The 25,096-nt window shown below is 71.9% G+C and carries 20 protein-coding genes and 1 other RNA gene; 20 read left to right on the top strand and 1 reads right to left on the bottom strand.

All coding sequences use genetic code 11. The features are described 5' to 3' along the window. Positions 1-18: 18 nt before the first annotated feature. The 6 genes from ftsX (at position 19) to dacB (ending at position 6,094) form a co-directional block, all read left to right on the top strand. The gene (ftsX, locus tag K377_RS37485; RefSeq protein ID WP_111668120.1) at positions 19-936 is read left to right on the top strand and encodes a permease-like cell division protein FtsX; all 918 of its coding nucleotides are present in this window, start codon (positions 19-21) and stop codon (positions 934-936) included. A 78-nt stretch (positions 937-1,014) separates the two neighbouring features. Further along, positions 1,015-2,283: a S41 family peptidase gene (locus K377_RS37490; protein ID WP_111668121.1), complete on the top strand. Its 1,269-nt coding sequence runs from the start codon at positions 1,015-1,017 to the stop codon at positions 2,281-2,283. Positions 2,284-2,302: 19 nt separating this feature from the next. Beyond that, positions 2,303-2,854: an SsrA-binding protein SmpB gene (gene smpB / locus K377_RS37495; RefSeq protein ID WP_111668122.1), complete on the top strand. Its 552-nt coding sequence runs from the start codon at positions 2,303-2,305 to the stop codon at positions 2,852-2,854. 114 nt (positions 2,855-2,968) lie between these two features. Further along, positions 2,969-3,357, top strand: a transfer-messenger RNA (tmRNA) gene (gene ssrA / locus K377_RS37500). Between the two features lie 104 nt (positions 3,358-3,461). Continuing rightward, complete coding sequence (locus K377_RS37505) at positions 3,462-4,451, top strand: PHB depolymerase family esterase (protein ID WP_111668123.1); 990 nt, start codon at positions 3,462-3,464, stop codon at positions 4,449-4,451. Positions 4,452-4,480: 29 nt separating this feature from the next. Beyond that, positions 4,481-6,094, top strand: a complete 1,614-nt coding sequence (gene dacB, locus K377_RS37510) for a D-alanyl-D-alanine carboxypeptidase/D-alanyl-D-alanine-endopeptidase (protein WP_111668124.1) — start codon at positions 4,481-4,483, stop codon at positions 6,092-6,094. On the opposite strand, the gene K377_RS37515 is transcribed toward dacB, so the two are convergent. Continuing rightward, a complete protein-coding gene (locus K377_RS37515; RefSeq protein WP_111668125.1) occupies positions 6,095-7,312 on the bottom strand; it encodes an MFS transporter in 1,218 nt (405 codons plus the stop codon). Positions 7,313-7,395: 83 nt separating this feature from the next. On the opposite strand from K377_RS37515, the gene K377_RS37520 reads away from it, so the two are divergent. The 14 genes from K377_RS37520 to K377_RS37590 all read left to right on the top strand — a co-directional run. Continuing rightward, positions 7,396-8,379, top strand: coding sequence for a LysR family transcriptional regulator (locus K377_RS37520; protein WP_111668126.1), 984 nt, complete (start codon positions 7,396-7,398; stop codon positions 8,377-8,379). 223 nt (positions 8,380-8,602) lie between these two features. Continuing rightward, complete coding sequence (locus K377_RS37525; RefSeq protein WP_111668127.1) at positions 8,603-9,334, top strand: hypothetical protein; 732 nt, start codon at positions 8,603-8,605, stop codon at positions 9,332-9,334. A 168-nt stretch (positions 9,335-9,502) separates the two neighbouring features. After that, a complete protein-coding gene (locus K377_RS37530; RefSeq protein ID WP_111668128.1) occupies positions 9,503-11,716 on the top strand; it encodes a glycosyltransferase in 2,214 nt (737 codons plus the stop codon). A gap of 164 nt (positions 11,717-11,880) precedes the next feature. Then, positions 11,881-13,131, top strand: a complete 1,251-nt coding sequence (locus K377_RS37535; protein WP_111668151.1) for an acyltransferase — start codon at positions 11,881-11,883, stop codon at positions 13,129-13,131. Between the two features lie 97 nt (positions 13,132-13,228). After that, entirely contained in the window at positions 13,229-14,050 is an 822-nt protein-coding gene (locus K377_RS37540; RefSeq protein WP_111668129.1) for a hypothetical protein, read from the top strand. A gap of 168 nt (positions 14,051-14,218) precedes the next feature. Continuing rightward, positions 14,219-15,598 carry a NarK/NasA family nitrate transporter gene (locus tag K377_RS37545; protein WP_111668130.1) on the top strand — a complete coding sequence of 460 codons (1,380 nt, stop codon included), beginning with the start codon at positions 14,219-14,221 and terminating at the stop codon, positions 15,596-15,598. A 128-nt stretch (positions 15,599-15,726) separates the two neighbouring features. After that, positions 15,727-16,896: a uroporphyrinogen-III synthase gene (locus K377_RS37550; protein WP_111668131.1), complete on the top strand. Its 1,170-nt coding sequence runs from the start codon at positions 15,727-15,729 to the stop codon at positions 16,894-16,896. Between the two features lie 716 nt (positions 16,897-17,612). After that, positions 17,613-18,155 carry a GNAT family N-acetyltransferase gene (locus tag K377_RS37555; protein ID WP_111668132.1) on the top strand — a complete coding sequence of 181 codons (543 nt, stop codon included), beginning with the start codon at positions 17,613-17,615 and terminating at the stop codon, positions 18,153-18,155. Positions 18,156-18,180: 25 nt separating this feature from the next. Continuing rightward, on the top strand, positions 18,181-18,786 hold the full coding sequence (locus tag K377_RS37560) for an ABATE domain-containing protein (RefSeq protein ID WP_111668133.1): 606 nt from the start codon (positions 18,181-18,183) through the stop codon (positions 18,784-18,786). Positions 18,787-18,887: 101 nt separating this feature from the next. Further along, positions 18,888-19,493, top strand: coding sequence for a sigma-70 family RNA polymerase sigma factor (locus K377_RS37565; RefSeq protein WP_111668134.1), 606 nt, complete (start codon positions 18,888-18,890; stop codon positions 19,491-19,493). Next, the gene (locus tag K377_RS37570; RefSeq protein ID WP_111668135.1) at positions 19,490-20,287 is read left to right on the top strand and encodes a zf-HC2 domain-containing protein; all 798 of its coding nucleotides are present in this window, start codon (positions 19,490-19,492) and stop codon (positions 20,285-20,287) included. The genes K377_RS37565 and K377_RS37570 overlap by 4 nt, the downstream gene beginning before the upstream one ends. Before the next feature lie 149 nt (positions 20,288-20,436). After that, positions 20,437-22,773 carry a UvrD-helicase domain-containing protein gene (locus tag K377_RS37575; protein WP_202455175.1) on the top strand — a complete coding sequence of 779 codons (2,337 nt, stop codon included), beginning with the start codon at positions 20,437-20,439 and terminating at the stop codon, positions 22,771-22,773. Between the two features lie 335 nt (positions 22,774-23,108). Next, positions 23,109-24,542: an NAD-dependent malic enzyme gene (locus K377_RS37580; RefSeq protein ID WP_111668137.1), complete on the top strand. Its 1,434-nt coding sequence runs from the start codon at positions 23,109-23,111 to the stop codon at positions 24,540-24,542. A gap of 302 nt (positions 24,543-24,844) precedes the next feature. Next, positions 24,845-25,096: HU family DNA-binding protein (locus K377_RS37590; RefSeq protein ID WP_111668139.1), on the top strand; the 252-nt coding region annotated here is incomplete at its 3' end.

The following is a 25,096-nucleotide window of genomic DNA, read 5'->3' on the forward strand; positions in this document are numbered from 1 at the left end:
AAAGGCTCAGTAAGCGCTATGCGTGCCCAATTCGTTCTGTCGGAGATCGGCGTCGGTCTGCGGCGCAATCTCACGATGACCTTCGCCGTCGTCATCTCGGTGGCCCTCTCGCTCGCCCTGTTCGGCGCCTCGCTGCTCATGAGCGATCAGGTCAACCAGATGAAGGGCTACTGGTACGACAAGGTCAACGTCTCGATCTTCCTCTGCAACAAGGGCGACTCCGAGTCCGACCCGAACTGCGCCAAGGGCCCGGTCACGGCCGAGCAGAAGAAGCAGGTCCTCGACGACCTGCGGAAGATGCCGGTCGTCGACAAGGTCGCGTACGAGTCCCAGGACCAGGCGTACAAGCACTACAAGGAGCAGTTCGGCGACTCCCCGCTGGCCAGTTCGCTCACCCCGGACCAGTTGCAGGAGTCGTACCGGATCAAGCTCAAGGACCCGGAGAAGTACGAGGTCATCGCGACCGCGTTCAACGGCAGGCCCGGCGTGCAGTCCGTGCAGGACCAGAAGGGCGTGCTCGACAACCTCTTCAAGCTGCTCGGCTACCTGAACGTCGCGGCGGGCGCGGTGATGGCGGTGATGCTGATCGTGGCGCTGCTGCTGATCGTCAACACCGTGCGCGTCTCCGCGTTCAGCCGCCGCCGCGAGACCGGCATCATGCGGCTCGTCGGGGCCTCCGGCTTCTACATCCAGGCGCCGTTCATCATGGAGGCCGCGGTCGCCGGGCTCATCGGCGGCGGCATCGCCTGTCTGTTCCTGGCGGGCGGCCAGTACTTCGTGATCGACAACGGCGTGGCGCTCTCCGAGAAGCTCCAGCTCATCAACTTCATCGGCTGGGACGCCGTGTTGACCAAGCTGCCGCTCATCCTCGCCGTCAGTGTGCTGATGCCCGCGCTTGCCGCATTCGTGGCGCTGCGCAAGTACCTGAAGGTGTGACGAGAGTCCCCCGCCATATGGGGCGCCGCACGGGTCAACCCGCCGTGCGGCGGCCCGCGTTGTCCTAGACTCGCCGACATGTCAGGCCCGGATCGGTTCTCGGTGAAGTCCGCGTCGGCCGCGTCGTCCGCACCGGTCGCACCGCACGCGCCGTCCGCGCCCGCCGCGCCCTCTGCGGTTCGTCGTATCGGCCGCGCCGCGGCCCTCACCGCGGTCTTCAGCTGCGTCCTCGCCACCGGCGCCGCCACGGGCGCGCTGCCCGGAGAGGGCGACAAGGCGCCCGCGCGACAGGACACCGCCGTCGCCCCCCACCCCGGGAAGGCGTCCGGCACGGCCCACGGCAGGGTCTCCGACGAGGCGGCCGAGGCGGCCTCCGAGGCGATGTCCGACGGCAAGTCCCCCGAGCAGTCCGCGGAGGCCGCCGAGGAGGCCGTCAGCCGCAGCGGCGACCGCTGGGGCGCCGTCTACTCCCAGGGCGAGTACCACGAGTTCGAGCAGGCCCTCGACGGCGAGTACACCGGCGTCGGCCTCTGGGCCCGCCGCACCGCCGACGGCCAGGTGCAGGTCACCAAGGTGCGCTCCGGGTCACCCGCGGCGCTCGCCGGGATCCGCGACGGCGACCGCATCGCGGCCGTCAACGGCCGGGCGGTCACCGGCCGGCCCGTCACCGAGGTGCTGACCCTGCTGCGCGGCGAGCGCGCCGGCACCTCCGTCCACGTAGGACTCCAGCGCGGCACGCGCGCGTGGAGCGAGACGCTGCGCCGGGCCAACCTGCCCACCGACTCCGTCTCCGTCAGCCGCGTCGGCGGCGGGGCGACGCTCGTCAAGGTCACCGCCTTCACCAAGGGCTCCGGCGAGAAGGTGCGCACGGCGGTGCGCGCGGCGCCCGCGCGCGGGGGCGTCGTCCTCGATCTGCGGGGCAACTCCGGCGGCCTGATCGACGAGGCGGTCACCGCCGCCTCCGCCTTCCTCGACGGCGGGCTCGTCGCCACCTACGACGTCCGCGGCAGCCAGCGCGCCCTGCACGCCCGGGGCGGCGGCGACACCACCAGACCGCTGGTCGTGCTCGTCGACAGCGGCACGATGAGCGCGGCCGAACTGCTCACCGGCGCCCTCCAGGACCGCGGCCGGGCCGTGGTCGTGGGCACCCGCACCTTCGGCAAGGGCTCGGTGCAGATGCCGAGCAGGCTGCCCGACGGCTCCGTCGCGGAGCTGACCGTCGGGCACTACCGCACCCCCTCGGGCCGAGGCGTGGACAGCAGGGGCATCACCCCCGACCTGGAGGCCGACAAGGACGCCCTGCGCAGGGCGGAGACAGTATTGACTGGCCTCGGCACCCCCTCGTAGTGCGAAAATGGCCAGCACTATGGCCAAGGGAATGTACGTACCGAAGGAGTCCCAGCCCAAGCAGGGCAAGGGCAAGGCGTCCGACCAGAAGGACGGCAAGCGCAAGATCGTCGCGCAGAACAAGAAGGCGCGGCACGACTACCTGATCATGGACACCTACGAGGCCGGCATCGTGCTGTCCGGCACCGAGGTCAAGTCGCTCCGGCAGGGACGTACCTCCCTCGCGGACGCCTTCGTCCAGATCGACGGGGGAGAGGCGTGGCTGCACAACGCCCACATCCCCGAGTACAGCCAGGGCACCTGGACCAACCACGCCGTGCGCCGCAAGCGCAAGCTGCTCCTGCACCGCGACGAGATCGACAAGCTGGACGCGAAGTCCCAGGACGCGGGCCACACGATCGTGACCCTCGCGATCTACTTCAAGGACGGCCGCGCCAAGGCCGAGATCGCGCTCGCCAAGGGCAAGAAGGAGTACGACAAGCGGCAGACCCTGCGTGAGCAGCAGGACCGGCGGGACTCGGACCGGGCGATCGCGGCGGCCAAGCGGCGGCAGCGGGCGCGGGAGCGCTGAGGAACGCCGGCCCGGCAGGAATAGGCTGGCACCGTCGCGCGTTGTTCACGTACGATGGCACTGCTCCTCACGCGGGAGCACCGGATCCTCGGATCCACCTTGAAAAAACAACATGGGGATGATCGGTTTCGACAGCGGCTGTCGAAGCAGGTGAAGCGTGTCGAGGAAGCGGCAATGATCTCGTAAACCATATGTCGCAACCAATAATCGCCAACTCTAAGAGCGATTCCCAGTCCTTCGCCCTCGCTGCCTAATAAGCAGTGAGTGAGGGACCCTAAAAGGGTGTCAGCCCGGGAGTGTTCCCGGCCCGGATCCTGGCATAATCTAGGGGACTAAACCATCGAGCCCGGTCACGGGGTTCGATGGGAAATCAAACAGTGACTGGGCCCGTCGGCGACTTGTTCGCGTGATCACCGGGGCCGAGAAAATCGAAGCGAACTGCACACGGAGAAGCCCTGCTGCTGCACCGTTGGACGCGGGTTCGATTCCCGCCATCTCCACTCATCCCATGCGATAGAGGCCCGACTGGTCACCACAGTCGGGCCTTCGTCGTTGTGTGGTCCCGCTACATGTCTGGCGGGACGCGCCGGTTCTACGGTCCCTCCTCATGAACCCCCACACCAGAGACACCGCAGTCTCCAGAGTCGCAATTCTCCTCACGGCGCTGCTGCTGGCGCTCTTCCTCCCCGCGCTGCCCCGGGCGTCCGCCGCCGCGAGCATCCAGGAAGTGACCGGCTTCGGGTCGAACCCGGGCGCGCTCAAGATGTTCCGCTACGTCCCCGACGGGCTGCCGAGCGGGCGGCCCGTCGTCGTCGCGCTGCACGGCTGTACGCAGAACGCCTCCGGGTACGGCACCGGCAGCGGCTGGACCCAGCTCGCCGACCGGTGGGGCTTCTCCGTCGTGCTGCCGCAGCAGACCACCGGCAACAACGCCAGCTCCTGCTTCAACTGGTTCGAGACCGGGGACATCGCCCGCGGTCAGGGCGAGGCCGCCTCGGTCGCGCAGATGGTCGACAAGCAGGTCGCGGACGCGGGCGCGGACGCCTCACGCGTGTACGTCACCGGGCTCAGCGCGGGCGGCGCCATGACGTCCGTGATGATGGCGACGTACCCGGAGAAGTTCGCCGCGGGCGGGGTCGTCGCCGGGCTGCCGTACGGGTGCGCGCAGGCCGCCGGATCGCCGTACGTGTGCATGTACGTGGGTGCCACCCAGACCGCGAAGCAGTGGGGCGACCGGGTGCGGGCCGCCCGCGCCGGCTACACCGGGCCGTGGCCCCGCCTCACCGTCCTCCAGGGCAGCGCCGACTACACCGTGAAGCCCGTCAACATGACCGACCTGATGAAGCAGTGGACCGACGTGCTCGGCGCCGATCAGACCGCCGACACCAGCGACACCGTCTCCGGCTACCCGCACCAGGTCTTCAGGACCGCCTCGGGGGCCACGGCCGTCGAGACGTACAGCATCACGGGGATGGGGCACGGGCAGCCCGTCGACCCGGGGACCGGGGCCACGCAGTGCGGGACGGCCGGGGCCTACATCCTCGACGTGAATCTCTGCGCCGCGTACGTCCTGGGCCAGTCGTGGGGTCTTGGCTGAGCCCTCCTCCTCCGGGATGCTCCTGTGGCATGAGCAGAACTGACGGAACTGTGGGATTCAACTTCCCTGCGAGGGCGCGACGGTGGGCCCTGCCCGCCGTCGTCGCCGTCACCGCCGCCACCCTGTCCTGGGGCGCGCCCGCCGGTGCCGACTCCGACCCCAGCGGGCTGACCGGTGCGATCGACACCATCCTCGGCGACCCGCGGATGGAGGGCGGCGCGGCCAGTGTCGTCGTCGCGGACGCGCGGACCGGCGAGACGCTCTACCAGCACAACCCGACCGGACGGCTCGCCCCGGCCTCCAACACCAAGCTGGCCACCTCGGCCGCGGCCATGGGGCTGCTCGGCCCCGGCTACACCTTCTCCACCGACGTGCTCGCCGACGGACGCGTACGCGGCGGCAGGCTCGACGGGGACCTGTATCTGCGCGGTACCGGCGACCCGACGACCCTCGCCGCCGACTACGACCGGCTGGCCGCCCGGGTCGCGGCCGCCGGGGTGAAGAAGGTCGACGGGCGTCTCGTCGCCGACGACACCCGCTTCGACCACCAGCGCATCGGCGACACCTGGGGCGGTGACGACGAGTCGTCCTACTACGCCGCCCAGATCTCCGCGCTGACCGTCGCGCCGGACACCGACTACGACGCGGGGACCGTGATCGTCGAGGTGAAGCCCGGGGCGAAGGCGGGGGACAAGCCCGTCGTCAGCGTCACGCCGAAGAACTCGTACGTGCGTCTGGACGTCCAGGCGCGGACCGGGGCGGCCGGCGTGGACGGCAGCGTCGCCGTCGAGCGGCAGCACGGCACCAACACCATCACCGTGAGCGGGACCGTGCCGGTGGGCGGGGCCACCGCCAAGGAGTGGGTCACCGTGTGGGAGCCGACCGGGTACGCGGCCTCCGTCTTCCGCGCCGCGCTCGCCGCGCACGGGGTGCGGGTGACCGGCGGCACCCGGCTCGGCCGGGCCGCCCCGGCGGACGCGGCCCCGCTCGCCACGCACCGCTCGATGCCGCTGAAGGAACTCCTGGTCCCCTTCATGAAGCTGTCCAACAACATGCACGCCGAGTCGCTGATCAAGGCGATGGGGTACAAGGCGACCGGGAAGCCGGGGAGCTGGGGTGACGGAACGGCGGCCGTCGCCGGGTATCTGAAGGGCGTCGGCGTCGACGCGACGAAGATCCGGCAGGTCGACGGCTCCGGCCTGTCGCGCAAGGACAACTTCGCCGCGCGGCAGATCGCCGACCTGCTCCTCAAGGTGCGCGGGGAGTCCTGGTACGCCGACTGGTACGCGTCGCTGCCGGTGGCCTGCGATCCGGGCAGGTTCGTCGGCGGAACCCTGGCATCACGGATGTGCGGCACACCGGCCGCGCTCAACGCCCGCGGCAAGACCGGCTCGCTGACCGGCGCCTCGGCCCTGTCGGGGTACGTGAAGGACGCCGACGGACGCGAACTGGTCTACAGCGTCGTCCAGAACAACTACCTCGTGGGCTCCGTGAAGCCGCTGGAGGACGCCGTCGTCGTGACGCTCGCGAAGTCCACGGCGAAGGAGGCGACGGCCGTCCTGCCGAGGACCACCCGCGCCGTGCCCGCCGCCGAGCGCGACGGCGACCTGGAGTGCTCGTGGCGCAAGCCCGCCGTCTGCTGATCACCTGAGGGAGCGCAGGTACCCGTAGAGGGACAGCAGCAGCGCGGTCGTGGCCGCCGTGACCGGGACCGCGTACGCCGCGGTGGGGCCCCAGTGCTCCACCGCGGCGCCGCCCGACGCCGACCCCGCCGCGATGCCGCCGAGCAGACCGGTCACCGCGAGGGTCATCCCCTCGTTCAACTGGCCCTCGGGCGTGAATCGTTGGACGAGCGTCATGCCCGTCACCATCGTCGGCGCCGTCGCCATGCCGGCGATCAGCAGCGCGCCGCCCAGCACGTACAGGGAGCCGGTGAGGGCGGCCGCGAGCAGCGGCAGCGTCATCAGCACCGCCATGGCCGCGACGCACAGTGGATGGCGGCGCTCGGCCGGGCCGGTCGGCTTCCACGCGCCGTAGACGAGTCCCGCCGCGCACGACCCCGCCGCCTGGAGCGCGAGCACGGCCCCGGCCCAGCTCTTGTGGCCCTGGGCGTCGGCGAAGGCGACCGTGACGACTTCCAGCGAGCCGAAGATCGCGCCCGTCGCGAGGAAGGCGATCAGCAGCGGCGGCATGCCCCGTGCGCGGAGCGGCGAGCGCGTCGCTGTCGAGGGGCGGCGGGCCGGGGGTTCCGTGGCCCGCTGCGCGGCGAAGATCAGCACACCGGTCACCATGAGCACCGCGCTGACCAGCGTGCCCGCCTCCGGGAACAGCGAGCCGCACAGGAACGCGGCCATCACCGGGCCCAGCATGTAGCAGAGCTCGTCGGCGGCCTGCTCGAAGGAGTTCGCGGTGTGCAGCGCGTCCGGGTCGTCCTTCAGCAGGTACGCCCAGCGGGCCCGCGACATGCCGCCCGTGTTGGGCGTCGTCGCCGAGGCCAGATAGGCGGCGAACAGCGTCCAGTCCGGGGCGCCGAAGTGCACGCACAGCAGCAGCGCCAGCGAACCGCACGCGGAGACCGCGGTCGCCGGGACGGCGATCCTGGCCTGCCCATACCGGTCGACGAGCCGGGCGGTCATCGGGCCGACGACCGCGTTGGCGACCAGACCCGTGGCGGTGACGGCGCCCGCGAGCGCGTACGAGCCACGCGCGCCGGAGATCATGATGACCGCGCTGATGCCGAACATCCCCTGCGGGAACCGCGCGATGAGGTTGCCGAGGGTGAAGGCGCGGGCGCCGGGGATCGAGAACAGACGGAGGTAACCGCGCCGCTCCGGGCCCCTGGTGATCGTTGTATCAGCCATGACAAGAGCATCACCGCAGGTCACGTACGGGGTCCAACACCTACTCGGTGCCGATTCACGCGTCTGTGTTGTAAGTTCGCCCGATGTCGATCTCCGCGCACGGTGTCGAGCCCCGGCTGCTGCGTGCCTTCCTCGCCGTCGCCGACGAGCTCCACTTCACCCGCGCCGCGGCCCGCCTCTACGTCGCCCAGCAGGCGCTCAGCCGCGACATCCGCCGCCTGGAGCGGGAGCTGGGCGCCGAGCTGTTCGGCCGGACGACCCGGCAGGTGACGCTCACCGCCGAGGGGGCGCGGCTGCTGCCGTACGCGCGGCGGGCGATCGAGGCGCAGGACGCGCTGCTCGCCGCGTTCGCCCGGCCCGCCGCCGGGAGCGGGCCGCTGCTCGTGGACGTCAACAGCCCCGGGCTCGTGCACGAGCGGGTCCTGGCGCGGGCCCGTGAACTCGCCCCGGAGTGCGAGCTGATGGCCCGCTACGAGAGCGGCCTGACCGGCGCCGCCGCCGAGCTGCTCGCCGGGCGGATCGATGTCTCCTTCGGGCGGTTCGCGGGGCTCGACCCGGCGGTGCGCGAGCGGCTCGCCCAGCAGCCGATGCGCTACGAGCCGATGGCGATCGTGCTGCCCGACGACCACCCCCTCGCCGCGCTGGACGCGGTCCCGCTGGACCGGCTCGCGGGGGAGACCGTCTATGCCGGTGCGGGCAACCCCCGTACTCCCGAATGGACCGATCTGGCACGGCGGTTGTTCGCCGGGCGGGACATCTCCGTCGCCCCGCCCGCCCCGCTCGCCGTCGGCAAGGAGGAGTTCCGGCGGATCATGACGAAGTACCGCAACCCGGTCCTCACCGGCGTGGACTTTCCGGCCATGCCCGGGTCGGTGCTGAGGCCCCTGGTCGACCCCGTTCCGCTGTCACCGGTGTCGGTGGTGTGGCTGAAGGGGCGGGAGCATCCCGGGATCGCGGCGGTGCGGGCGGCGGCCGGGGAACTGGCCCGGGACAACGGATGGCTCACACAGCCGGACGGCGCATGGATACCGGCCACGGATGCACTCGTCATGATGAGTCAGGACTGACACGTGGACACGACTGTCATCGGGGTGCGCTACATTCATCGGGCGGGCGCAGTGTGATAAGGGGGGCGCCCGGATCGGGTGGGGGCTCGGTCCGGGGCGACAGATACCCGCTCGTCGCACGCCCGCTCGTGAACATGACAGTGACATGTCCTGGGGGGATGTGCGTACGGTGGAGAACTGGCGAGAAGATGCCCTGCCCGGGCACACCCATGATCCCCATGAGGTGACGATCCAACTCGACGGCGCGGGCCGCCTGCTGGGCGAGATGATCGCCGCGGGCCGGCGTCCGGGCGAGGAGATACCGATACCGGGCCGCGAGCCGGGGGACGACAAGGAAGTCCCCGTGTTCGTCGACGACTCGGGGCGGCGCGGCCGCACCTTCCGGCGCGTCGGCGTGGCCGTCGGCGTGGCCTGTGCGGTCTACGCGATCGTCATCGTCGTCACCCTGTTCTCCGGGAGTTCGGCCGCGCCCGTGCTGCCCGGGCTCTCCGAGGACAAGAAGTCCGCGGACCAGGTCGACTCCGGCCCGCGGCGGCCCACCGGATCCGCGTCACCCGCCGCGCCCGCCGGCACCACCCCGGACCCGAGCGCCTCCGGCACCGCGGCCGACGCCTCGGGAGCGCCCGCCGCCGACGCCTCGTCGTCCACCGACGCGCTCGCCGACGACCCGGCCGCGTCCGGCTCCGCCACCACGGGCCCCGGCAGACCGACCGGCCGCGCGACCACCAAGTCGGCCGACCCGTCGACCCCCGCGGACGACGACGACACGACGCCCACCGGCCCGTCGACGCCCGCCGACCCGCCGCCGGAGACCACGCCGACGGACGACCCGCCCGCAGAAGGCGGCGGAGGCGGCACCGACGCCGTCTCGTACCGGACGTCCGACAGCTTGTCCGGCAGAACGTCTGTGCCCCGGCCCGGCGCCGAACCGGCGCGGGCGTCGCTCGCGTCCTAGGCCGCGCAGTGCCTCCCGCCCCCGGCGGGAGCGATTCCCCTTCCCCGCGGTGCAAGCGCCGCACCGTCCCCGCCCGCGATCCTGTCGCGCCCGCGGCCCTGTCCCCCGCCGCGTTCCGTCCGGCGCCCCCCGGAAGCAGCGTTCTGTAGAGATGAGCGACCTGTAGAGATGTCCGACCGCTCCCGTTCCCGGCACTCCCGGGGTTCCCGGCGGGCCCCAGCCGCGCGCACCGCCCGCAAGCGGCGGGTCCCGCTGCGCTATCTCCTGCCCTCGCTGCTGCTCGTCGCCATGATCGCGATGCTCATGCTGCGCGGCTACGTGCACAGCGAGATCATGGCCGACCACCGGATCCAGCCGGAGGCCGCCACCGACAAGGTCCCCGAGAAGATCCTCGACGGCGGACCGGTCATCGACACCCGCGACGGCCGGGAGTCCAGCCGCTCCATAGCCGACCACAAGCTGGTCCTCACCTTCGACGACGGGCCCGACCCGGAGTGGACCCCGAAGGTCCTCGACGTCCTGAAGAAGCACCAGGCGCACGCCGTCTTCTTCGTGACCGGCACCATGGCCTCGCGCTACCCCGAGCTCGTCCAGCGCATGGTGGCCGAGGGGCACGAGGTCGGCCTGCACACCTTCAACCACCCCGACCTCTCCTACCAGTCGGCGAAGCGCATCGACTGGGAGCTGTCCACGAACCAGCTGGCGCTGGAGGGCGCGGCGGGCGTGCGCACCTCCCTGTTCCGGCCGCCGTACTCGTCGTTCGCCGACGCCATGGACGACAAGTCGTGGCCGGTCACCCAGTACATCGGCTCGCGCGGCTACCTCACGGTCGTCAACAACACCGACAGCGAGGACTGGAAGCGCCCCGGCGTCGACGAGATCATCCGCCGGGCCACCCCGCACGGCGGCAAGGGCGCCATCGTCCTGATGCACGACTCCGGCGGCGACCGCTCGCAGACCGTCGCCGCGCTCGACCGCTTCCTGCCCGGCCTCCAGGCCGAGGGCTACCACTTCCAGAACCTCACCGAGGCCCTGGACATGCCCAGCGCCCACACGCCCGTCAGCGGCATGGAGCTGTGGAAGGGCAAGGCGTGGATCTACGCGGTCGACGCGTCGGAGAACATCACGGGCGTCCTCGTCGTCGGACTCGCCGTCATCGGTGTCCTCGTCATGGGCCGCTTCGGCCTGATGCTGATCCTGTCCGCCGCCCACGCCCGGCGCGTCCGCAAGAAGGGCTTCGCCTGGGGGCCGCCCGTCACGGAGCCGGTCTCGGTCCTCGTACCGGCGTACAACGAGGCCAAGTGCATCGAGAACACCGTGCGTTCGCTGATGCTCAGTGAGCATCCCGTCGAGATCATCGTCATCGACGACGGCTCGACGGACGGCACGGCCCGCATCGTGGAGAACCTGCGGCTGCCGAACGTCCGGGTGGTGCGCCAGCACAACGCGGGCAAGCCCGCCGCGCTCAACCGGGGCCTGGCGAACGCCCGGTACGACCTGATCGTGATGATGGACGGCGACACCGTCTTCGAACCGGCCACCGTCCGCGAGCTGGTCCAGCCGTTCGGCGACCCGCGCGTGGGCGCCGTCGCGGGCAACGCCAAGGTGGGCAACCGCGACTCCCTGATCGGCGCCTGGCAGCACATCGAGTACGTGATGGGCTTCAACCTCGACCGCCGCATGTACGACGTGCTGCGCTGCATGCCGACGATCCCGGGGGCCGTCGGAGCCTTCCGCCGCTCGGCCCTCGAACCGATCGGCGGCATGAGCGACGACACGCTCGCCGAGGACACCGACGTCACCATGGCGCTGCACCGCGACGGCTGGCGCGTCGTCTACGCGGAGAAGGCCCGCGCCTGGACCGAGGCCCCGGAGTCCGTCCAGCAGCTGTGGTCGCAGCGCTACCGCTGGTCGTACGGCACCATGCAGGCCATCTGGAAGCACCGCCGCGCGGTGATCGACCGCGGCCCGTCCGGCCGCTTCGGCCGCGTCGGCCTGCCCCTGGTCTCGCTCTTCATGGTCCTCGCCCCACTGCTCGCCCCGCTCATCGACGTCTTCCTGCTGTACGGGGTCGTGTTCGGCCCCACCGAGAAGACGGTCGTCGCCTGGCTCGGCGTCCTCGCCATCCAGGCGGTCTGCGCGGCGTACGCCTTCCGGCTCGACAAGGAGAAGATGACGCACCTCATCTCGCTCCCGCTGCAACAGCTTCTCTACCGGCAGTTGATGTACGTGGTACTGCTCCAGTCCTGGATCACCGCGCTCACCGGCGGCCGCCTCAGGTGGCAGAAGCTCCGCCGCACCGGCGCGCTCGGCTCCGCGCCGGGCGCCCTGCCGCAGCAGCGCACGACCCAGGTGTCCGGCGACAGGAGGCCGGTGGCATGACGCATCCCCAAGAACCCTCGGGACAGGGCACCTGGTTCGACGGGGCCGAGCGGCCCCTGCGCCGGGAGTCCGAGTGGCGGCGCGCGGCGGAGGGCCCGGCACCGGCCCCGGCCCCGGCCTGGCCCGTCGCGGCGGGCAGCGCACCGGCGCCCGCCACCCGCCCCATGGCGCAGGCCGCACCCATACCGGCGGCCGCACCCATACCCGTATCCGTACCGGTACCTGCACCCGCGCCCGTACCCGCACCCGGGCCGCCCGGCCCTGTCGCGGAGGCCAGGCCGAAGAAGCCCGGCCGGGACCGCTATCTCGACCTCCTGCGCTCCCTGGCGCTGATCCGCGTCGTCGTCTACCACCTCTTCGGGTGGGCGTGGCTGACGGTGCTGTTCCCGTCCATGGGCGTGATGTTCGCCCTCGCCGGATCGCTGATGGCGCGCTCGCTCAGCCGCCCCGCGCTCGGCGTGATCAGAGGCCGCATCCGCCGCCTGCTGCCGCCCATGTGGGCGTTCGGCGTGGTGGTGCTCGCCCTGCTCTTCCTGGGCGGCTGGAACCCGGGCAAGGACCCGGACAACGGCGGCACCTGGGGCTGGGCCAGCCTCCTCAACTACCTGGTGCCCGTCGGCGCGCCCAGCTTCCCCTGGCACCTCGGCGCCAAGACGGGCCTCCTGGAGGACACCTGGCCCGCCCAGGCGGCCGGACCGCTCTGGTACATCCGCGCCTACCTGTGGTTCGTGATCGCCTCGCCGCTGCTGCTGTGGGCGTTCCGCAAGGTGCCGTGGGCGACGGTGCTCGCGCCGCTCGGACTGACCGCGATCGTCGGCACGGGCCTGGTCACCATCCCCGGCGAGACGGGCAACGCGGTGACCGACTTCGCCGTCTACGGCAGCTGCTGGGTGCTCGGGTTCGCGCACCAGGAGGGGCGGCTGAAGGAGATCCCGCGCTACATCGCGGTCTCCTGCTCGGCGCTCCTGATGGCCTTCGGCCTGTGGTGGGCGTCGGGGCATCTCGGCCCGGACGGCTGGGACCTGAACGACATCCCGCTCGCCCAGGCCGCCTGGTCCTTCGGGTTCGTCGTGATCCTGCTCCAGTACTCGCCGTCCTGGCAGGAACTGCCCGGCAAGCTGGCCAAGTGGGACTGGTTCGTCACGCTCTCCAACAACCGGGCCGTGACGATCTACCTCTGGCACAACATGCTGATCATGGCCACGGTCCCGATCATCGACCTCGCGTACGACCTGCCGTTCATGGAGAACGCGCGGTGGAGCGGCGCCCTCGACACGACGTACAACCTCTGGATGTTCGTCCTCGTGTGGCCGCTGATCGGGCTGTCGATCGTCGGCGTCGGCTGGGTCGAGGACCTGGCGGCCAAGCGCTCACCGCGGCTGTGGCCGGACGGGTCCAGGAAGCGCAGGCGGTAGGGCCTCCGGGCGGCCGGCGGGGGCTTGTGCCCGGATGAGGGCTGCGGGTTGACTGGTGCGCACGGGGGACAGGGGCAACGGGGAACGGGGACGCGCCATGACACAGCCGCCGCAGGACGGCCAGGGACACGGCCAGGGATACGGGTACGGGTACGGCGGCGGGCACCAGCCGCCCCCACCGCCCCAGCAGCCCCCGGCGCAGGGGCCGTACGGCGCGCAGCCGGGCCCCTACGGTCCGCCGCCGGGCCAGGCCCCGGCACCCGGGCCCTACGGATACGGTCAGCAGCCCCCGTACGGCCAGCAGCCGCCCCCGTACGGCCAGTTCCCGCCGCCCGGGCAGCCCCCGGGCGGCGGCAGGAAGACCGCACTGATCGTCGCGGCCGTCGTGGTCGTCGCCGCGCTGGCCGGCGGCGGCATCCTGCTGGCCACCCGCGACGACGGGGGCAAGGACGAGCCCTCCGCCAAGGAGAGCAGCGTCGTCGCGACGGGCAGCGTGGGCGCGCCCACCGACGCCCCCACTCAGTCGGAGGCCCCGGCCACCGACGAGCCCACCGACGACCCGTTCGCCGACGAGAGCGACGGCGCGGGCGAGCGCCCCGCGGGCGACACCGGCTACCAGGGGCAGTGGCAGAACGAGGAGGCGCAGACCCTCACCGTCGCCTCGAAGCTCACCACGGGCACCGCCAAGGGCAAGTACGCCGTCTCGTACATCGACTCCCGCGGCAAGGGCATCTGCAGCGGCATCGGCCAGACGCAGAGCGGCGACCGCTTCCGGATCGCCGTGTCCTGCTCCGGCAAGGACACCGGCGACAAGGTGTTCGTGGCGAACCTGACGCAGTCGGGCGACGTCGTGACCCTCACCTGGGAGAAGGGCGGCGGCACGGTCAAGCTGCCCTGGGTGGGGGAGACCGCCGGCTGATCCGCCCCGGCCCGGCTGCGGTGGGGCAGGCTCGGGCCCGAGCCTCACCGCGGGGCGCCCGGCCGGGTGAGAGCAACGTTCCCGGGCGGTCACTCCACGCCACAACGCGGAAATTTGCCGTGCCTAGCGTCGGTCGCAGCAGCCGTACCCGTGACCTGGAGGCGTGAGATGGCCGGCCCCGATGAGCTCAAGGCGCAGACGCGAAGCCGGAGTTGGATCGAGGAGTGGGATCCCGAGGACGAGACGTTCTGGGCGCGGACCGGCGCCCGGGTCGCCCGGCGCAACCTGGTCTTCTCCATCCTCTCCGAGCACATCGGGTTCTCCATCTGGAGCCTGTGGTCGGTGATGGTCCTGTTCATGGGGCCCGAGTACGGCATCGACCCGGCGGGGAAGTTCTTCCTCGTCTCGATGGCCACCCTCGTCGGCGCCTTCGCCCGGGTGCCCTACACCTTCGCCGTCGCCGTCTTCGGCGGCCGGAACTGGACGATCGTCTCGGCGAGCCTGCTGCTGGTGCCGTCGGTCGCCGCGTTCGTCGTGATGGAGCCCGGCACCTCGTACACCACGCTCATGGTCTGCGCGGCGCTCACCGGGGTCGGCGGCGGCAACTTCGCCTCCTCCATGACGAACATCAACTCCTTCTTCCCGCTGCGGAAGAAGGGCTGGGCGCTCGGCCTGAACGCGGGCGGCGGCAACATCGGCGTCCCCGTCATCCAGCTCGTCACGCTCGCCGTCATCGGCGCGAACGGCGGCCCGCGCGTGCTGCTCGGCATCTACATCCCGCTGATCGTCGTCGCGACGGTCCTCTCGGCGCTGTTCATGGACAACCTGGCGACGGTGAAGAACGACACCGGCGCCGCCAAGGAGGCCGTGCGCGACACCCACACCTGGATCATGGCGTTCCTGTACATCGGCACGTTCGGCTCCTTCATCGGCTACTCGTTCGCCTTCGGTCTCGTCCTCCAGACCCAGTTCGGCCGTACGCCGCTTCAGGCCGCCGCGATCACCTTCATCGGCCCGCTGCTCGGCTCGCTGATCCGCCCGGTCGGCGGCCGGCTCGCGGACCGCTTCGGCGGCGCCCGCATCACGCTGTGGAACTTCGCGGCGATGGCGCTCGCCACGGCCGTGGTCGCCCTCGCGTCGGTGGCCAAGTCGCTGCCGCTGTTCACCGTCGCCTTCATCCTGGTGTTCGTGCTCAGCGGGCTCGGCAACGGCAGCACGTACAAGATGATCCCGGGCATCTTCCAGGCCAAGGCGGAGAGCCGGGGCCTGACCGGCGAGGCGGCGGCCGCTTACGGGCGGCGGCTGTCCGGGGCCTCGATGGGGCTCATCGGGGCGGTCGGCGCGCTCGGCGGCCTCGGCATCAACCTCGCCTTCCGGCAGTCCTTCCAGACGGCGGGCACCGGCACCGGCGCCTTCGTCACGTTCCTCGCCTTCTACGCGGTGTGCTTCGCTGTGACATGGGCCGTATACCTTCGCCGCTCGGCCGCGCACTCCGCGGCGACAGCCGCCACGGAGACGAAGCCGCAGCTCAGCTACGCCGAAGTGTGAGGGATGTTCCCGTAACACGTACGCAATCATGCTGATCCGGGTCTGTCACGGAGCGTTGGCAGGCTCGGACGACGCCACACTGTGACCAGGCGTGTACGGGACGACCGTCGAGCGGGACGAGAACCAGCATGTACGACGAACAGCAGGCCGCCGGGGCCGAGCGGGCACCGGCGCACGGACCGCTCGCGGGCTTCACCGTAGGGGTGACCGCCGCGCGCCGGGCCGACGAACTGGGCGCGCTGCTCCAGCGGCGGGGTGCCGCCGTGCTGCACGCGCCCGCGCTGCGGATCGTGCCGCTCGCCGACGACAGCGAACTCCTGGCCGCCACGAAGCAGTTGATGGACCACGCGCCCGACGTGGTGGTGGCGACGACCGCGATCGGGTTCCGCGGCTGGGTGGAGGCGGCGGACGGCTGGGGGCTCGGCGACGCGCTGCTCGCGCGGCTCGGCAGCGTCGAACTCCTCGCGCGGGGGCCCAAGGTGAAGGGCGCGATCCGCGCCGCGGGGCTCACCGAGGAGTGGTCGCCCTCTTCCGAGTCGATGGCGGAGGTGCTCGAACGGCTCCTCGCGGAAGGGGTGGAGGGCCGCCGTGTCGCCATCCAGCTGCACGGGGAGCCGCTGCCCGGGTTCGTGGAGGCGCTCAGGGAGGCGGGGGCCGAGGTGGTCGGCGTTCCCGTCTACCGGTGGATGCCTCCGGAGGACATAGGGCCCGTGGACCGGCTGCTCGACGCCACCATCGCCCGGAGCGTGGACGCGCTGACGTTCACCTCGGCGCCGGCCGCGGCCTCGCTGCTGAGCCGCGCCGAGGAGCGCGGCCTGCTGCCCGAACTCCTCTCGGCCCTGCACCACGATGTCGTGCCCGCCTGCGTGGGGCCGGTGACCGCGCTGCCGTTGCAGGCGCGCGGGGTGGCGACGGTGCAGCCGGAGCGCTTCCGGCTCGGGCCGCTGGTGCAGCTGCTCTGCCTCGAACTCCCCTCCCGCGCGCGGACGTTGCCGATAGCCGGGCACCGGATGGAGATCCGCGGTCACGCCGTCCTGGTCGACGGCGAGCTGCGGCCCGTTCCACCGGCCGGGATGTCCCTCCTCCGCGCCCTTTCCCGGCGGCCCGGCTGGGTCGTCTCCCGCGCCGATCTCCTGCGCGCGCTGCCCGGCGCCGGTCGCGACGAGCACGCCGTGGAGACGGCAATGGCCCGCCTCCGCGCGGCCCTGGGCGCCCCCAAGCTGATCCAGACCGTGGTCAAACGGGGCTACCGCTTGGCACTGGACCCCTCGGCGGACACCAAGTACGCCGACGGTTAGGGGTCGTCACGCGCGCCGATCGCCGCGGCTGGTCGCGCAGTTCCCCGCGCCCCTGGGTGGTTCGTTCGCCCGCGGCCCGGCGGGGCTTCTCGCGCAGTTCCCCGCGCCCCTAGGTTGTCGTTCACGCGCGGCCCGGCGGCCACTTCTCGCGCAGTTCCCCGCGCCCCTGAGGCATGCGCTGACGCGCAGCCTCCCCTCCGAGGCTGCGCTCCGCGCGCCTCCCGATGAGACGGTCACGGCACGCGTTCTCCGATGAGGCGGCGGTGGCGCGCCCCTCTGACGAGGTGGCGAGGGTGCGCCTCTCTGACGAGGTGGCGAGGGTGCGTCTCTCTGGTGAGGCGGCGGGGGTGCGCCTCTCTGATGAGATGGCGCACGAAGTGCGCATCTCAGGGGCGCGGGGAACTGCGCGACCAGCCACGACGAGAGGCGCGCGTGACGAACTGGTTTTAGGGGCGCGGGGAACTGCGCGAGAAGCGGCCGCCGGGCCGCGCGTGAACGACAACCTAGGGGCGCGGGGAACTGCGCGAGAAGCGGCCACCGGGCCGCGCGCGAAGAACGACCTAGGGGCGCGGGGAACTGCGCGAGAAGCGGCCGCCGGGCCGCGCGTGAACGACAACCCAGGGGCGCGGGGAACTGCGCGACCGGCCCCGCCGGGCCGCGGGTGAGCGAACCACCCCCGGGCGGCGGCCCCCGCCAGGGCCTCGTACCGTACGGGCATGCTGATCGCCCCCGACATCGAGATGCGTCGCGCCACGGTCGACGACGCGCAGGCACTGGCCGACGCCCAGGTGCGCAACATCGACCACCTGCGCTCCACGGAGCCGCACCGCGACCCGGAGTTCTACACCGCCGAGGGGCAGGTGCCGCGGATCGCCGGTGAGGGGAGCGCCACGTGGGTGCTGGTCGACCGGTCGGCCGGCGGGATCGTGGTGGGCCGGCTCACGCTCAGCGGCATCGTCATGGGCCCGCTGTGCAGCACCAGCCTCGGCTACTGGATCGACGGCGCGTACACGGGCCGCGGGCTCACCACGGCGGCCGTCGAGGAGATCATCCGGATCTGCCGCGACGAACTCGGCCTGCACCGCGTGGAGGCCGGCACCCTCACCGACAACCTCGCGTCCCAGCGCGTCCTCGCGAAGTGCGGCTTCGAACGGTTCGGCCTGTCTCCCAAGTACCTCCACATCAACGGCGACTGGCGCGACCACATCCGCTTCGAGCGGCTCCTGCACGGCAACCCGCCCCCGAGCGTTCCCAAGTAGGCCCGGGGCGGGCACTGTAGAGGACATGGCAGCAGTACCCACAGGGTCCCCCCACCCCTCTCGCCCCGCACTCTGGGAGCTGCGGTTCGACTCCGGACGCCTCTGCCTGGATCTGGTGGCCACCGCGCACCCCGTCGAACGCCTCACCTCCCCCGACAGCCTGCGGGCCTGGCTGGCCGGCGCCGGCCTGGTCCCGGCGGGCACCGATCTCGCGCCGGCCGCGTCCTGGCTCGTCGCGTTCCGTGAACTCCGGCGCCATGTCAGCCTGTTGGTCCGCGGTGAACTGGCGGGCCGCCCCGTGCCCGTCGCCCTGGACCGGGTCAACCTCCTCGCCCGCGCCGCCCCGCCCGCACCCTGCGCCGTCCGCACCGCCGACGGCACCCTCGCCCGCTCCCTGCACACCGCGCCCGGCTGCCCGGCCCTGCTCGCGGCCGTCGCCCGGGACGCGGTGGACCTGCTCACCGACCCGTCGGCGCGCGGCGCGCTGCGCCAGTGCGAGGGCGACAACTGCCCGATCATCTACCTCGACACCTCGCGCGGGCGCCGCCGCCGCTGGTGCTCCAGCGAGGTGTGCGGCAACCGGGAACGCGTGGCCAGACACCGGCGCCGCGCCGCCCTGGCCCGCGCCTGAAGCCCGTCCGGCAACCGCACAACGTGCACGGTGCATCTCAACTCCCTTTGAACACGGGCGCGTTCGTCTGCGTATCACCGTCGTGAACCCCGCCACAGGACATGGCAGAACCGGGGACACCGGAGGTAGGCGTGCGCAAGGATTCCGCCGTGGCCGATGAACGCCCGTCCCGGGCCCGACATCGTGCGCCGCGGCCCCCGGAGCCGGACGAGGAGCTGATGCGCGCGCTCTACGCCGAGCACGCGCGGCCTCTGCTGGCCTATGTGCTGCGGCTGGTGGCGGGGGACCGGCAGCGCGCCGAGGACGTCGTGCAGGAGACGCTCATCCGTGCCTGGAAGAACGCCGGTCAGCTCAACCGTGCGACCGGTTCGGTACGCCCCTGGCTGGTGACGGTCGCCCGGCGCATCGTCATCGACGGCCACCGCAGCCGGCAGGCCCGGCCGCAGGAGGTCGATCCGTCGCCGCTGGAGGTCATCCCCGCGGAGGACGAGATCGACAAGGCGCTGTGGCTGATGACGCTGTCCGATGCCCTGGAGGACCTGACCCCTGCCCACCGGGAAGTACTCGTGGAGACGTACTTCAAGGGGCGTACGGTCAACGAGGCGGCCGAGACGCTCGGCATCCCCAGCGGAACGGTGCGCTCACGGGTGTTCTACGCCCTGCGCTCGATGAAGCTGGCGCTGGAGGAGCGGGGGGTGACGGCATGACGACCGGATACGGGGGACACGGGGGATACGGGGACCAGGGGCCCGGTGATGTGCACGAGACGGTCGGTGCCTACGCGCTCGGGGTCCTCGACGACGCCGAGGCGACCGCGTTCGAGGTCCACCTGGCGGGCTGCGAGCGGTGCGCGCGGCAGCTGGACGAGTTCGCGGGGATGGGCCCGGTGCTCGCCGCGCTCGCCGACGTACCGCCCGGCCGCGCCACCCCGGTCGTGGGGGAGTCGCTCGCGGCCCGGCCGAGCCCGCGGCTCGCGGAGACCCTGGTCGGCGAGGTCGCGCGCAGGCGCGGCCGGAAGCGCCGCCACGGCCTGTACCTGGTGGCGGCCGCCGCGGCCCTGATCATCGGCGGCCCGCTGACGGTCCTGGCGGCGACCGGCGGCGACGACGGCGGCGGAACCGTCACCGCGCACGCGGCCGGCCCGGCCGAGGACGCCTTCCAGCACATCTCCGACAAGGTGGAGGCCACCGACGCCACGACGAACGTGAGCGCGACGGTCGGCATGGAGAAGAAGGCCTGGGGCACCCACACGGTCCTGGAGCTGAAGAACGTCAAGGGCCCGCTCACGTGCTCCCTCGTCGCGGTCGGCAAGAACGGCGAACGCGAGACGGTCACCACCTGGGCCGTCCCGAAGTGGGGCTACGGCATCGCGGGCAGCGCCCACGAGAGCGCCAGGTACCCGCTCTACGTGCACGGCGGCGCGGCCTTCACCCGGGACCAGATCGACCACTTCGAGGTGGAGACGCTCGACGGGAAACGGCTCGTCGAGGTGAACGCCTAGGACACGCCCCGGAACAGGTTCGAGCCGTGACCTTCCGTACGTAGCTTCGGCGGGCCCCTTTCGCGTACCTTTGACGGCTGCCCAGCACGTCAGAAGGGGGCCCGGTGGCCGCTCAGGCTCAGCACGGTTCAGCGGTGGACCGCAGCACGATGGACTCCGTCCGCGACCGTGAGATCGGCGTCGAACAGCACCACCTCGACGCCGTCTACCGCCGCCTGGAGGAGAAGATCCACGAGGCGGAGTTCCTCATGGACGACGCCGCCAAGCGCGGCCAGGTCGGCACCCCCGGCGCGCTCGCCGAGCGGGACGCGCAGGTCTTCCGCGCGGGTATCCATCTCAACCGGCTCAACAACGAGTTCGAGGACTTCCTGTTCGGCCGGATCGACCTGCTGCTCGGCAAGGACGGCAAGAAGGGCCCGGACGGCGCCTACACGGCGGTCGAGCCCGCCGAGGGCGCGGTGCGGGAGGACAACACGGCCGACATCGCCGAGACCCTGCACATCGGCCGCATCGGGGTGCTCGACGCGGACTACTCGCCGCTGGTGATCGACTGGCGGGCCCCGGCGGCCGCCCCGTTCTACCGCTCGACGCCCGTCGACCCGGGCCGCGTGGTGCGCCGCCGGGTCATCCGGTCCAAGGGCCGCAAGGTGCTCGGCGTCGAGGACGACCTGATGCGCCCGGAGCTGACCGCGTACCTGGACGGCGCGGAGCTGCCGGCGATCGGCGACGGCGCGCTGATGGCCGCGCTCGGCCAGGCCCGCAGCCACTCCATGCGGGACATCGTCGCCTCCATCCAGGCCGAGCAGGACCTGGTGATCCGCGCCCCCGCCGCCTCGGTGACGTACGTGGAGGGCGGGCCCGGCACCGGCAAGACGGCGGTGGCCCTGCACCGCGCCGCGTACCTGCTGTACCAGGACCGCCGCCGGTACGCGGGCGGCATCCTCATCGTGTCGCCGACGCCGCTGCTCGTGGCGTACACCGAGGGCGTGCTGCCCTCGCTCGGCGAGGAGGGGCAGGTCGCGATCCGTGCGGTCGGCTCGCTCTACGACGGTCCCGGCGGCGCCGAGGCCACGGAGTACGACAGCCCGGCGGTGGCCCGCGTGAAGGGCTCGTCGCGGATGCTGACGGTGCTGCGCAGGGCGGCGCGGGGCGCGCTGGAGTCGGGGCGGCCGGCCCCGGCGCGGCAGGAGCAGCTGGCGTTCGGCGAGGAGGAGGGGGAGACCCCGGCACCGGCCGCGGGCACCCCCACCCGGCTCCGCGTGGTCGCCTTCGGCCGCCGCCTGGAGCTGGAGGCCGGGCAGCTGAACCGGATCCGGCACGCGGCCCTCGGCGGCACCGCACCGGTCAACCACCTGCGCCCGCGCGCCCGCAAGCTGCTGCTCGACGCGCTGTGGGAGCAGTCCGGCTCGGCCGGCCGGCACACGGATCCCGAACTCGCGGCGGAGCTGCGCTCGTCCTTCGACGCGGACATCACGGGCGAGGACGACTTCACCCGCTTCCTGGACGCCTGGTGGCCGGAGCTGACCCCGCGCGCGGTGCTCTCCGCGATGGCCGACGAGCGGCGCCTGGGCCGCTGGGCCCGCCGGGTCCTGAACCCGGGCGAGGTCCGCAAGCTGGCCAGGTCGCTGCGGCGCGAGGCGTTCTCGGTGCACGACATCGCCCTGCTCGACGAGCTGAACTCGGTGCTCGGCGCTCCGGCCCGGCCCAGGCGCAAGCGCGAGTACGACCCGCTGGACCAGCTCACCGGTCTGGAGGAGCTGATGCCCGTACGGGAGGAGACCCAGTACGAGCGGGCCGAGCGGCTCGCGCAGGAGCGGACCGAGTACGCGCACGTCATCGTCGACGAGGCGCAGGACCTGACCCCGATGCAGTGGCGGATGGTCGGCCGTCGCGGCCGGCACGCGACCTGGACGATCGTCGGCGACCCGGCGCAGTCCTCCTGGTCCGACCCGGACGAGGCGGCCGCCGCCCGCGACGAGGCGCTGGGCAGCCGTCCGCGGCGCCGCTTCGAGCTGACGGTGAACTACCGCAACCCCTCGGAGATCGCGGACCTGGCGGCGAAGGTCCTCGCGCTCGCGATGCCCGGCTCCACGTCGCCCTCCGCGGTCCGCTCCACCGGCGTTCAGCCGCGTTTCGTCGTCGTCCGCGACAGGACGGCGGACACCGTCCGGGAGGAGGCGGCGCGTCTGCTGGAGCGGGTCGACGGCACCGTCGGTGTCGTGGTGGCGATGAACCGCCGCAAGGAGGCGGCCCGCTGGCTGGCCGGGCTCGGCGACCGGGTCGTCGCCCTCGGCTCGCTGGAGGCGAAGGGCCTGGAGTACGACGCGACGATCGTGGTCTCCCCGGCGGAGATCGCCGACGAGTCACCGGCCGGTCTGCGTGTCCTCTACGTGGCGCTGACCAGGGCGACGCAGCAGCTCACGGTGGTCTCGGCCGAGCGCGACGAGCCGGACCCGGAGGGGGTGCCGGACCTGCTGCGGGACTGATCCGGAAGGGCCCTTGTGTCCGGCGTCTCCGGTGTTACCGTTGATGACGGCACCGGCTCGATCCAAGCCCCCGGGCCCAACCTTCGTCCCTCAGAGGGACCACTTGCCGCGAGGCGAGCATGGCGGGTCGGTGTCATAGCCGTACAGGAGAGGCCCACGTCACGGAAGTGACGTGGGCCTCTTTCTGTTTGAGGCTACTTCTCGTATGGTGGAAGTCAGTTTCCGAAAGCGGCGTGAACGTAAGGTTCACAATCCGATGCGACTACCACGTACTCGGCGGTAGGTGCGACGATCGGACAGCAACAGCTACACGGTGAAAGCAGAGGAAGTCGGCCATGGCAACGGCGCCCAGCGTCTCCTACTCGATGACGGTCCGGCTGGAGGTGCCCGCGAGCGGAACCGCCGTCTCGCAGCTCACCACCACCGTGGAGTCGGCCGGAGGCTCGGTGACCGGCCTCGACGTCACCGCTTCCGGTCACGAGAAGCTCCGGATCGACGTCACGATCGCGGCCAGCTCCACGTCCCACGCGGACGAGATCGTCGAGCAGCTGCGCGGCATCGACGGCGTGACGCTCGGCAAGGTCTCCGACCGTACGTTCCTCATGCACCTCGGCGGCAAGATCGAGATGCAGTCCAAGCACCCCATCCGCAACCGTGACGACCTCTCCATGGTCTACACGCCGGGTGTGGCCCGGGTCTGCATGGCGATCGCCGAGAACCCCGAGGACGCCCGCCGCCTGACCATCAAGCGCAACACGGTTGCGGTCGTGACGGACGGCTCCGCCGTCCTCGGCCTGGGCAACATCGGCCCGATGGCCGCCATGCCGGTCATGGAGGGCAAGGCGGCCCTCTTCAAGCGCTTCGCCGACATCGATGCCTGGCCGATCTGCCTGGACACCCAGGACACCGACGCCATCGTCGAGATCGTCAAGGCGATCGCCCCCGGCTTCGCGGGCATCAACCTGGAGGACATCTCCGCGCCGCGCTGCTTCGAGATCGAGGCCCGCCTGCGCGAGGCCCTCGACATCCCCGTCTTCCACGACGACCAGCACGGCACCGCGATCGTGGTCCTCGCCGCGCTCACGAACGCACTTCGCGTCGCGGGCAAGGCAATTGGCGACATCCGCGTCGTCATGTCGGGCGCCGGCGCGGCCGGTACCGCCATCCTGAAGCTGCTGCTCGCGGCCGGGGTGAAGAACGCGGTGGTGGCCGACATCCACGGCGTCGTACACGCCGACCGCGAGGACCTCAAGGGCGCCGAGAAGGACTCGCCGCTGCGCTGGATCGCCGACAACACCAATCCCGAGGGCCTGACCGGCACGCTCAAGGAGGCCGTCGTCGGCGCGGACGTCTTCATCGGCGTCTCGGCCCCGAACGTGCTGGGCGGCGAGGACGTGGCCGCGATGGCGGACGGCGCGATCGTGTTCGCGCTCGCGAACCCGGACCCCGAGGTCGACCCGGCCGTGGCCCGTGAGACGGCGGCCGTCGTGGCCACCGGCCGCTCGGACTTCCCGAACCAGATCAACAACGTGCTGGTCTTCCCCGGCGTCTTCCGCGGCCTGCTCGACGCCCAGTCGCGCACGGTCAACACGGACATGATGCTGGCGGCCGCCACGGCGCTGGCCGACGTGGTGGGCGAGGACGAGCTCAACCCGAACTACATCATCCCGAGCGTCTTCAACGACAAGGTCGCGGGTGCTGTGGCGGGGGCCGTCCGGAACGCCGCGAAGGCGGCCGGAGCGGCTGTGACAGGCGCCACGACCGCCTGAGGACCGGCGCGTCGCGGAATGCGGGGCCCTTCCGGGCCCTCTAGGGTGGCCGGGAAGCAGGCCCCCCGGCCCGCCCGGTCCCAGGGCGGTGGCGCTTTCCGTGTGACCCCCACGGGTGCCGGATTGGCTTTACCGCCGCTGGTGGGGGCAGGATGCGTCTTCGGGCGCGAGGGTTCGGACGACGGACCCGGGTCCTGGGCCTGACCGAGACCCTGGCAGCATCGGCTTCGTTGTTGCCCAACATGCGGCTTCGCGTCGCGTGGCACACGCCTCAACGGCAAGAAGAACACGGGAGTACAAACATGAACCGCAGTGAGCTGGTGGCCGCGCTGGCCGACCGCGCCGAGGTGACCCGCAAGGACGCCGACGCCGTGCTGGCCGCGTTCGCCGAGACCGTCGGCGAGATCGTTGCCAAGGGCGACGAGAAGGTCACCATCCCCGGCTTCCTGACCTTCGAGCGCACGCACCGTGCCGCTCGCACCGCTCGTAACCCGCAGACCGGCGAGCCGATCAACATCCCGGCCGGTTACAGCGTCAAGGTTTCGGCGGGCTCC

Origin of the sequence: Streptomyces sp. PsTaAH-137 (assembly GCF_003259365.1) — a bacterium.
Classification (GTDB): Bacteria; Actinomycetota; Actinomycetes; order Streptomycetales; family Streptomycetaceae; genus Streptomyces.